This window comes from Streptomyces sp. 5-10 (assembly GCF_014712245.1).
Classification (GTDB): Bacteria; Actinomycetota; Actinomycetes; order Streptomycetales; family Streptomycetaceae; genus Streptomyces; species Streptomyces violaceusniger.
The window spans coordinates 1-10,381 of the sequence record NZ_JACVYG010000056.1; the positions used below are offsets into that span (position 1 = coordinate 1).

Here is a 10,381-nt window from a genome sequence, read left to right on the forward strand (position 1 = left end):
GAGCGGCTGTCGGTGGCGGCGGTGAACGGGCCCTCGGTGGTCGTGGTCTCCGGCGACGCGGACGCGCTGGACGAGCTGCTGGCGGCGTGCGAGGCGGACGGGATCCGGGCGCGTCGTATCCCCGTGGACTACGCCTCGCACTGCGCCCATGTGGAGGACATCGAGGAGGAGTTGTCGCGGGAGCTGGCGGATATCGCTCCCCGGGCTTCCTCGGTTCCGTTCTACTCCACGGTCACCGCGGGTGTGCTGGACACCACGGGGCTGGACGCGGGGTACTGGTACCGGAATCTGCGTCAGACGGTCCGTTTCGAGGAGACCGTCCGCGCCCTGCTGGCCGACGGTTTCCAGGTGTTCATCGAGGCCAGCGCCCATCCGGTGCTCACCATGGGCGTGGAACAGACTGCCGAGGACCACGGCACCCGTGTCACCGCCGTCGGTTCGCTGCGCCGCGACGAAAGTGGTCTCGACCGATTCGCCACCTCCCTCGCCGAGGCATACGTCGGCGGCGCGTCCGTCGACTGGGCGGGGATGTTCGCGGGAACGGGCGCGCGGCGCGTCGATCTGCCGACCTATGCCTTCCAGCGCACCCACTTCTGGCTGGAGTCCGAGGCCATCGACGCCGCCGGTGATGTGGCATCGGTGGGGCTGGACGCGGCCGGACATCCGTTGCTGGGCGCCGCCCTGCCACTGCCCGACTCGGATGGTTTCCTGCTCACCGGTCGGCTCTCGCTCCGCACCCACCCCTGGCTCGCCGACCACGCGGTGGCGGATGTCACGCTGCTGCCCGGCACGGCCTTCGTGGAGTTGCTGATGCGGGCGGGTGACGCGGTCGGCTGCGACCAGGTGGACGAACTGACCCTGGGAGCACCGCTGGTGCTGCCCGAGCAGGGCACGGTCCGGCTGCAGGTCGCCGTCGGCGGTCCCGACGAGGCGGGTCGGCGCTCGGTCGGTGTGTACGCACAGACGGAGGACAGCCCCTGGACGCAGCACGCCACCGGCGTCCTCGGCAGCGGCACCTCGGCGGCTGCCGGTCACCCCACCGGCCCGGAGGCATGGCCACCGGCCGGTGCGGAGGCGGTGGATGTCGGCGGGCTCTACGAACGGTTCGCACGGACCGGGCTCGGCTACGGGCCGTCCTTCCAGGGGCTGCGCGCCGTCTGGCGCAAGGGCGACGAGGTCTTCGCGGAGGTCCGCCTGGCCGAGGAGGCGCGGCAGGACGCCGAGCGCTTCGGCCTCCACCCGGCCCTGCTGGACGCCGCGTTGCACGCGATGGCGTTCGGCGGCTTCGTCCGCCTCCCCGAGCCCGATGGCGACGTCCGCCGGGACGAGGGGTCCGGCACCGGACGGGTCCGGCTTCCCTTCGCCTGGAGCGGAGTGGCGCTGCATGCCACCGGCGCGTCCGCGCTGCGGGTGCGGCTGGCCCCGGCAGGGGCGGACGCGGTGTCGCTGACCGCGCTCGACGAGTCGGGGCAGCCGGTGGCCTCGGTGGCTTCCCTCGTCACCCGCGCGGTCGCCCGCGACCAGCTCGGTGCGGCGCATGGTGCCTTCCACGAATCGCTTTTCCACCTGGAGTGGACGGCACCCGGGGTGGTGTCCCCATCGTCCGGCTCCGCCGGCCGCTGGGCCGTGCTCGCCGAAGGCGACACGGGGCTGTCGGCGGCGCTGAAGTCGGCGGGCACGGCCGGTGCCCTCGCCGAGACGCATGCGGATCTGTCCGCTCTGGGAGAGGCCATCGAGGCGGGGCGAACGGCGCCGGATCTGGTGTTCGCCTCCCTGTCCTCCCTCTCTCCGGTCCCGTCCCCCACGCCCCACACACTCGCCACGCGCGACGAAACGGACCCGGCGGCACGCGAATTGCCGTCTGCCGAGACGGTCCGCGCCACGGCGCACCGGGCGCTCGCGCTGGTGCAGTCGTGGCTGGCCGATGAGCGGTTCGGACGGTCCCGGCTGGTGCTGGTCACCCGTAGGGCGGTCGGTGTCCGGCCCGGGGAGCCGCTCGCCGATCCGGCCTGCGCCGCAGTGTGGGGGCTGGTGAGGTCGGCGCAGTCGGAGAACCCCGACCGGTTCCTGCTGCTCGACCTGGACGACCAGGAGGCGTCCTTCGCCGCCCTGCCGCAGGCCCTGTCCGGCGACGAGCCGCAGCTGGCGGTGCGCGGCGGCGCGGTGCTGGTGCCACGGCTCGCCCGGGTCCCGGCGGCCCGCGGGACCTCGTCCTCGTCCTCGTCCTCGTCCACGTCCACGTCCGCGTCGGCAGGGGAGCGGGACGGCGAGGCCGGTGCCACCTCACTGTGGGACCCGGAGGGAACGGTCCTCATCACCGGTGCCACGGGGGTACTGGGGTCCCTGGTGGCCCGTCACCTGGTGGCCGAGCACGGCGTACGCCATCTGCTGCTGACCAGCCGCCGGGGCCGGGAGGCGACCGGCGCCGCCGGGCTGGTGGACGAGCTGACCGCGTCGGGGGCCTCGGTGTCCCTGGCCGCCTGCGACACGGCCGACCGCGCCGCGCTGGCGCGGCTGCTGGCCTCCGTACCGGCCGAGCATCCGCTGACCGGGGTGGTGCACGCGGCCGGTGTCCTCGATGACGGGGTGATCGGGTCGCTGACCGCGGAGCGCGTCGATACGGTGTTGCGGCCCAAGGCCGATGCCGCCCTCAACCTCCATGAGCTGACGGAGGACCTGCCGCTGTCCGCGTTCGTGCTGTTCTCCTCGGCGGCGGGCGTGTTCGGTGGCAGTGGCCAGGCCAACTACGCCGCGGCCAACGCGTTCCTGGACGCGCTGGCGCAGCTGCGCAGGGCGCGGGGGCTGCCGGCGGTCTCCCTGGCCTGGGGGCTGTGGGCCGAACGCAGCGCCATGACGGGGCACATGGACGACAGCGACGTCGAACGGCTCAACCGGGCGGGAGTGACCGCACTGTCGTCAGAGGAGGGCCTGGCGCTCTTCGAGGCGGCGACGGCGCGAGCGCAGGCCCCGGCCGGGGACTACGGGCCGGGCGAGGGCACCGATGCGAGCGGCGGCCCGCGGTCGGAAAGCACCAACGGCGCACACCCGCTCCTCGTACCCATGCGGCTCGACATCGCCGCCCTACGAGTGCAGGCCGCCTCCCTCGGCGTCCCGCATCTGCTGCGCGGGCTGGTCCGGGTCCCGGCCCGCCGTACCGCCCGCAACGCCGCATCCGGCTCCGCCACCGGCGCCGGGGGAGTGGAGCCGATCGGGCAGCGTCTGCAGGGGCTGTCGGCCAGGGAGCAGACCCAGGTCCTGACCGAGCTGGTGCGCACACATGCCGCCACCGTGCTCGGCCATGACTCACCGGACCTGGTGGAGGACGACCACGCCTTCCTCGAGCTGGGCATCACCTCGCTCACCGCGGTGGAGATCCGCAACCGGCTCAACCTCGCCACCGGTCTCAACCTGCCCGCCACGCTGCTCTTCGACCACACCACACCTGCGGCGCTGGCCGCCCATCTGCGGGCCCACTTGGTCCCCGGCGCCTCGGACTCCGCGCCCCGAGGCGAGGCGCCCGCCGCCGGAGCGCCGCATCAGGCCACGACCGCCGGTGCGGCCACGACCGCCGGTGCGGCCAAAGCCGCGACCGGCTCGACGATCGAGGCGCTGTACCGGCAGGCATGCGCCGATGAACAGTACGTGGCGGGCACCCAGTTGCTCATGGCCGCGGCCCGGCTGCGCCCGTCGTTCCGTACGGCGGCGGAGCTGACCACCCCGCCCAAGCTGGTGCGGCTCTCCAAGGGCAGTACGGCGCCGGGGCTGGTGTGCTTCCCGTCGCTGGTCGCCATCTCCGGACCCCGTGAGTACGCCCGCTTCGCGGCCGGGTTCCGGGGCCGCCGCGATGTCTCCGTGCTGCCCGAGCCCGGCTTCGGCAAGGGGGAACTGCTTCCGGCGAGCGTCGACGCCGTCGTGGAGATGCAGGCGGAGGCGGTGCTGCGCTGTGTCGGGGAGAAGCCGTTCGTGCTCGTCGGACGCTCGTCCGGCGGCTGGATCGCCCAGGCGGTCGCCGGGTGGCTGGAGGCACGTGGCAACGCGCCCGCGGCGGTCGTTCTGCTGGACACCTATCTGCCGCGCAGCGAGGCGCTGCCGTGGATCCAGACGAATCTGTCCGGCAAGATGTTCGACCGGGAAAAGATGTTCGGCGTGGTGGACGAGGGCAGGCTGACCGCGATGGGGGGCTATCTGCGCCTCTTCTCCGACTGGGGGCCGACGCCGATCGACGCGCCGATTCTCACGGTGAAAGCGGAGGAATCCTTTCCGGGATCCGGGGAGGGGAACGACGAAGAATCGGCATGGGGCGCCACGCTCACCCGTATCGACGTTCCCGGCGACCACTTCACCATGATGGAGGATTTCGCCGGCGTGGCCGCCGAAGCGGTTCTCAACTGGCTTGCGGAGAACGTGTGATTCGCATTGCCTGACATCCTGATAGGCTCGCGTTCATTCGAAGCGCGGAAGAAAAAACGGGGAAGGCGCTCGCGGATTTCTGATGTCGCCGAAGACCTTTCCATTACTGCGGGAGGAAACATCATGACGTCGTCCAATGTCAGCGCGGTCGGTGAGCGGGTCGGTGAGTTCTACGACCAGCTGGTGGGCATGTTCGACGCCTCGCTGTACGGCCCGAACATCCACGTCGGCTACTGGAACAGCCAGGAGGACAGCACCACCCTGGAGGACGCCGCCGACCGGCTCACCGACATGATGATCGCGCGGCTGCGCATCGGCGCCGGCTCCCGGGTCCTGGACATCGGCTGCGGCTTCGGCGGGCCCGCGATCAGGCTCGCGCAGAAGACGGGTGCCGAGGTGGTGGGCATCAGCGTCAGCCGTAAGCAGGTCGAGAAGGCCAATGAGCTGGCCGAGGCCGCCGGGGTGAGCGGCAAGGTCACCTTCCAGTACGGCGACGCGATGGACCTGGCCTTCGACGACGGCTCCTTCGACGCCGTCTGGATGCTGGAATCCGTGATGCAGATGCCCGACCGGACGGCGGCGCTCACGGAGGCCGCCCGCGTACTGCGCCCGGGCGGGCGGCTGGCGCTCACCGACAACTACGAGCGCGAGGAGATATCCGAGGAGCGGCGGCCGGTCATCGAGAACATTCTCCAGCGGTACCTCACCCAGCCGCCCGCGTCTTTCGAGACGTACCCGGCGATGCTGCGCCGGGCCGGGCTGCGCTGTACGGAGCTGCTCGACGTCAGCGAAAGCACCACCAAGCAGTCGGTCCGGCGGCTCGGTGAGGCCATGGCCCAGAACATGGAGCAGCTGGCGTCCAAGGTCGATCCGGAGGTCTTCAACAAGTTGAAGCCCGCGGAGGGCGAGAACATGGAAATGCCCGAGCTGGGTTATCTGATCGCCACCGCGCGGCGCCCCGAAACCGCGTAAGTTCTCGGCGCCGGAATTTCCCGGTGCTCTTCAGGGAGTCATTCAGGGGCGGGCCGGCACATTCGGCCCGCCCCTCGGCGTGGAGGGGCCCGACCGACCGCCGGGGCCAGGCGGTGCGGGCATCGCATCGCGCGTGGCGTCGCCTACCGTGGGAGGCAGCCGGAGAACCAGGGAGGCGGGCAAGATGACCAGCGCACCGGACACCGTCCCGCTGCCCTCGGGGGAGCGGATCCCGCTGCTCGGCCAGGGCACCTGGCGCATCGGTGACCACCCACGGCGCCGCGCCGATGAGATCGCGGCGCTGCGGCGTGGGCTCGACCTCGGCATGACCGTCGTGGACACGGCCGAGATGTACGGCAACGGCGCCTCCGAGGAACGTGTCGGAGAGGCGATCGCCGGTCGCCGCGACGAGGTGTTCCTGGTCAGCAAGGTGCTCCCCGGCCACGCCGACCGCAGTGGCACCATCGCGGCCTGCGAGGCCAGCCTGCGGCGGCTCGGCACGGACCGGCTGGACCTGTATCTGCTGCACTGGCGGGGGCGGATCCCACTGGAGGAGACCCTCGAAGCCTTCAGCGAACTCACCGAGAGCGGCAAGATCCGGCACTGGGGTGTGAGCAACTTCGATGCCTCTGACATGACGGACCTCGTCTCCATCCCCGGTGGCGACGGTGTCGCCACCAACCAGGTGCTCTACAACCTCACCCGGCGCGGTGTCGAGTACGACCTCATGCCCTGGTGCCACCGGCGCGACATCCCGCTGATGGCCTATTCGCCCATCGAGCAGGGACGCCTGCCGCGCACCGGCGCGCTGCGGGAGGTCGCAGGGGCCCATGGCGCGACGCCCGCGCAGGTCATGCTGGCGTGGGTGCTGAGGCAGGGGGTGATGGCGATCCCCAAGGCCGGGCGGGTCGAGCATGTCGAGGAGAACCGCGCCGCGCTGGACCTCGAGCTCACCCCGGAGGACCTGGCCACGCTGGACCGCGCCTTCCCACCGCCCACGGGGCCCGTACCCCTCGACGTCCTGTGAGCCCGTTGTCAGACCCCCGCGCTACCTTGCCACCATGACGGAATTCGTACTGGTGGCGGGTGCGTGGCTGGGGTCGTGGGCATGGGACGAGGTGGTGCCGGAGCTACGGGCGGCCGGACACGGCGCCCATGCCCTCACGCTGTCCGGACTCGCCGATCAGCAGGGTGTGGCGGCCGGGCAGCAGACCCACGTCCAGGACATCGTCGGCGAGATCGAGCGCCTCGATCTGCGCGATGTGGTCCTGGTGGGGCACAGCTATGCGGGCATCCCGGTCGGCCAGGCCGCCGAGCGCATCGGCGACCGGCTGGCCCATGCGGTGTTCGTGGACTCCAACGTCCCGGTGGATGGTGAGTCGTTCCTGTCGGCCTGGCCGAGCGGCCGGGCCATGGTGGAGGCGTCGATGGCCGCGAACGACGGCTTCTGGGCGCCCCTGACCGAGGCCGACTACGAGGGCCAGGGGCTCACCGACGAGCAGATCGCGCGGATCGTGGCCGGTGCCACGCCGCATCCGGGCGCCACACTGTCCGAGCCTGCCGTGCTGGCGCGCCCGCTGGGTGGGCTTCCGGCCACGTACATCAAGTGTCTGCTCGACGGCGATGAGCCGATGGACGATGTGGCCGAGCTGCTGAAGAGCGAGCACTGGCGGCTGGTCGAGATGGACACCGGCCACTGGCCGATGTTCTCCCAGCCGCGTGAGCTCGCCCGGATACTGCTCGGGTGCGCTGGGGCGCCGTGACCCCGCACCACGCTTGACGCGTGATGGCACACGGCGGTGGCCACGCCGTGTGCCATCGCACCGCCGGTGCGGTCACTCGCAGCCGTACCGCCAGTTCCACCCCACGAAGGTGTGCCGCAGCTCCACATCGAAGCGGCAGCTCGCCGTCCCGTCCGCCTTCAAGTGCACGTACGAGTGGTGGGTGTTGTCGTACCAGCCGCCGGTCGGGTCGAAGACACCCTTGTACGCGAAGTCGGCGTGCGCCTCGGAATTGACCTCGGCGCAATCCGCGACGCAGTCGTCCTTCGCGGTCTGCGAGGTGAGCGACCAACCGGCGTCCCACGGCTCGCGGTTCCACTCCTGGGTGGCCGTGGTGCCGCCCGTGGTGATGCGCCCGTTGGCCGTGTCCCATGAGGAGGCGGTGTACAGGCCCGTCATCCGGATGTTGCAGCAGTCGTACATCTCGTTCCAGCCACGTAGTTGATGGCCGGCGGCGGTGGCCGTGGCGCTGCTGCCCGCAGCGGTCGAGGCGGTCGCGGCGCCGGCCGAGCGGGCCGACGCCGGGCCGCGCTGGACGGAGACCCGCTCCGGCTTGCAGTCCGCGCCAATGGTGATCTGCCCCGAAACGGCCTGGCCGGGCGCCGGAGCGGGGAGCTCGCCGGTCAGCCGGACACCGTCACAGGACTTCGGCGCCGGGTCGGACTCCTGCGCCGTCGCCACCGTCGTGCCGCCCAGGAGCGCCACCAGGGAGACGGCCGACACGGCCGCGATGCTTAACCGGCTGTTCACTTCTCACGCCCCTTGATCCGATGATCCGATGCGACCCGAAACGGGCGGCGCACCTCGGTGCGGGTGCGCCGCCAGGTCACGCGGTGATCGTAACGGCGGTCGTACGCGGTAGCGGGGGAGTGGGAAAGGTTGGCAGGAAGGTGGCAGCGCGGCCCCCGCCCGGCCGCGGCCACGACATCACACCCCACGGCTGGGGTACACTGCCCGGGTCCTGTTGTCTCCGATAGAGGTGGACGTTGCGTATCTGAGGTTCGCGATCATCGCGCGGTACGGCACAAGCCGTAACCCGTCACGCCGTAGCCGGCCTTCTTGCCGCCCGTGACCCCGCGTGGATGCGACCTCGGTGCATACGCCGTCCCTCACCCTTCGGAGGGCCGCACCCGATTTCCCGGCTTGGTCGCCGCGTGGTGCTCGCATACGTAGCCCCTTGTTCACAGCGCTTACGAATGCGAGAACACCATGGCAGCATCCCCCACCCCCAGCGCCTCCGTGACCTGCTCGGCCGTGTCCTTCCAGTGGCCGGACGGCATGCCCGTCTTCGACGGGCTCTCGCTCGGCATCGGACGCGGCCGCACCGGCCTCGTGGGCACCAACGGCAGTGGCAAGTCCACGTTGCTGCGGCTGGTCGCCGGCCGGTTGCGCCCCACCCAGGGGTCGGTGACCGTCGGCGGCAGCCTCGCCTACCTTCCGCAGGACATCACGCTCGACACCACCCTCCGCGTGGACCAGGCCCTGGGCATCGCCGAGCGGCGCGCCGCCCTGCGCGCCATCGAGGCCGGGGACGTCGACGAGGCCCACTTCGAGACGATCGGCGACGACTGGGACGTCGAGGAGCGGGCCCTGGCGACACTGGGCCAACTCGGGCTCGGCGATGTCGAACTGGACCGCACCGTCGGCCATCTGTCCGGCGGGGAGACCGTACTGCTGCGCCTGGCCGCCCTGCTCCTGGAGCGTCCCGACGTCCTGCTGCTCGACGAACCCACCAACAACCTCGACCTGTTCGCGCGGCGCCGGCTCTACGACGCCGTGGACTCCTGGCGCTCCGGTGTGCTGGTCGTGGTCAGCCACGACCGTGAGCTGCTGGAGCGGGTGGACCGCATCGCCGAACTGCGGGCCGGGGCGGTGACCTGGTACGGCGGCGGCTGGTCCGCCTACCAGGAGGCGCTGGCCACCCAGCAGGAGGCGGCAGCGCGCATGCTGCGGGCCGCCGAGGCGGATGTGCGGCGGCAAAAGCGCGAACTGGAGGAGACCCACATCAAACTGGCACGCCGTCAGCGGAACAGCAAGAAGATGGACATCGAGCGGCGGGCCCCGAGAATCGTCGCCGGTGCCCGCAAGCGGGCCGCGCAGGAGTCGGCCGGCAAGCTCCGCGATCTGCACGAGGACCGCCTCCACGAGGCGCGCGAGCGGCGTGAGGAGGCCGCGGACGCGGTCCGCGACGACGCCGAGATCCGGGTGAGCCTGCCGCACACCGCCGTACCCGCGGGCCGCACCGTGCTCAGCCTGAGTGAACTGCGCCCCCGGTACGGCGCGTTGCGCGATGCCACCCTCCATGTGCACGGGCCCGAACGCATCGCGCTGGTCGGGCGCAACGGGGCCGGTAAGACCACACTGCTGCGCACCCTCACCGGCGGGCTCGCCCCGCTGTCCGGCGAGGCCAGGACGTACGTACCGCTGCGGTTCCTCCCCCAGCGGCTGGACGTGCTGGACGACGAGCTGAGCGTGGCGGCCAACGTGGCGCGCCGGGCGCCCGGTGTCACCGACAACCACATCCGCGCCCAGCTCGCGCGCTTCCTCTTCAAGGGCGCGCGTGCGGAGCAGCCGGCGGGCACCCTCTCCGGTGGCGAACGCTTCCGGGCCGCCCTCGCGGCCACCATGCTCGCCGCACCGGCCCCGCAGTTGCTGCTGCTCGACGAGCCGACCAACAACCTCGACCTGGCCAGTGCGCGACAGCTGACGAGCGCGCTGGACTCCTACCAGGGCGCACTCGTGGTCGCCAGCCACGATCTGCCGTTCCTGGAGTCGATCGGCATCACCCGGTGGCTGCTGGTCGGCGAGGAGTTGCGGGACATCGCCGCCGACGAGGTCCGGGAGGTGCTCGAGACGACATCCGGGGCAAGGGAAGTGACGGAAACGGGCTGAGACCGAGCCCGTCGGCGCTCTCCCCGAGGGCGGGGTGCACCCGCTTGGCCTCCAGGCCGGGCACCCCGCCGCTCCGTTCCGGATTCGAAATTCGCGACAGCGAAATGAAGATCCAGCGTTCGCGCACGTTAAGGCGCATTCAAGGTTGGCTCATGCGTCCTGGCCTACCTTCGAAAACGATCTCGTTCACATGAAATATATGAATGTTTAACAGGGGGAGAGAAGGTGGCGGCGCGGCCCGTGTCCTCGCGTCTGGCGAGATTCAGCCCGTCGCGGCGAGAGCGTGAACGACTGCTTGTTGACTCTTCAGTAATGACGTGGCTAAT

The 10,381-nt window shown here is 71.2% G+C and carries 6 protein-coding genes and 1 pseudogene; 6 read left to right on the forward strand and 1 reads right to left on the reverse strand.

The window, feature by feature from the left end; genetic code table 11:
• The 4 genes from IEJ02_RS39425 to IEJ02_RS39440 all read left to right on the forward strand — a co-directional run.
• Window positions 1-4,410 (forward strand): SDR family NAD(P)-dependent oxidoreductase (locus IEJ02_RS39425; RefSeq protein ID WP_191069188.1); only part of this gene is annotated, 4,410 nt, incomplete at its 5' end.
• A gap of 123 nt (window positions 4,411-4,533) precedes the next feature.
• On the forward strand, window positions 4,534-5,382 hold the full coding sequence (locus IEJ02_RS39430; RefSeq protein WP_191069189.1) for an SAM-dependent methyltransferase: 849 nt from the start codon (window positions 4,534-4,536) through the stop codon (window positions 5,380-5,382).
• A 184-nt stretch (window positions 5,383-5,566) separates the two neighbouring features.
• On the forward strand, window positions 5,567-6,409 hold the full coding sequence (locus IEJ02_RS39435) for an aldo/keto reductase (RefSeq protein ID WP_191069190.1): 843 nt from the start codon (window positions 5,567-5,569) through the stop codon (window positions 6,407-6,409).
• A 34-nt stretch (window positions 6,410-6,443) separates the two neighbouring features.
• A complete protein-coding gene (locus IEJ02_RS39440) occupies window positions 6,444-7,145 on the forward strand; it encodes an alpha/beta fold hydrolase (RefSeq protein ID WP_191069191.1) in 702 nt (233 codons plus the stop codon).
• Between the two features lie 72 nt (window positions 7,146-7,217).
• Here IEJ02_RS39440 and IEJ02_RS39445 read toward each other — a convergent pair whose 3' ends face one another.
• On the reverse strand, window positions 7,218-7,913 hold the full coding sequence (locus IEJ02_RS39445) for a hypothetical protein (protein WP_191069192.1): 696 nt from the start codon (window positions 7,911-7,913) through the stop codon (window positions 7,218-7,220).
• Window positions 7,914-8,441: 528 nt separating this feature from the next.
• Here IEJ02_RS39445 and IEJ02_RS51205 point away from each other — a divergent pair.
• A pseudogene (locus IEJ02_RS51205) lies at window positions 8,442-8,984 on the forward strand (ATP-binding cassette domain-containing protein); the annotation flags it as partial.
• A gap of 219 nt (window positions 8,985-9,203) precedes the next feature.
• A complete protein-coding gene (locus IEJ02_RS51210; RefSeq protein WP_498067124.1) occupies window positions 9,204-10,055 on the forward strand; it encodes an ATP-binding cassette domain-containing protein in 852 nt (283 codons plus the stop codon).
• Window positions 10,056-10,381 lie beyond the last annotated feature (326 nt).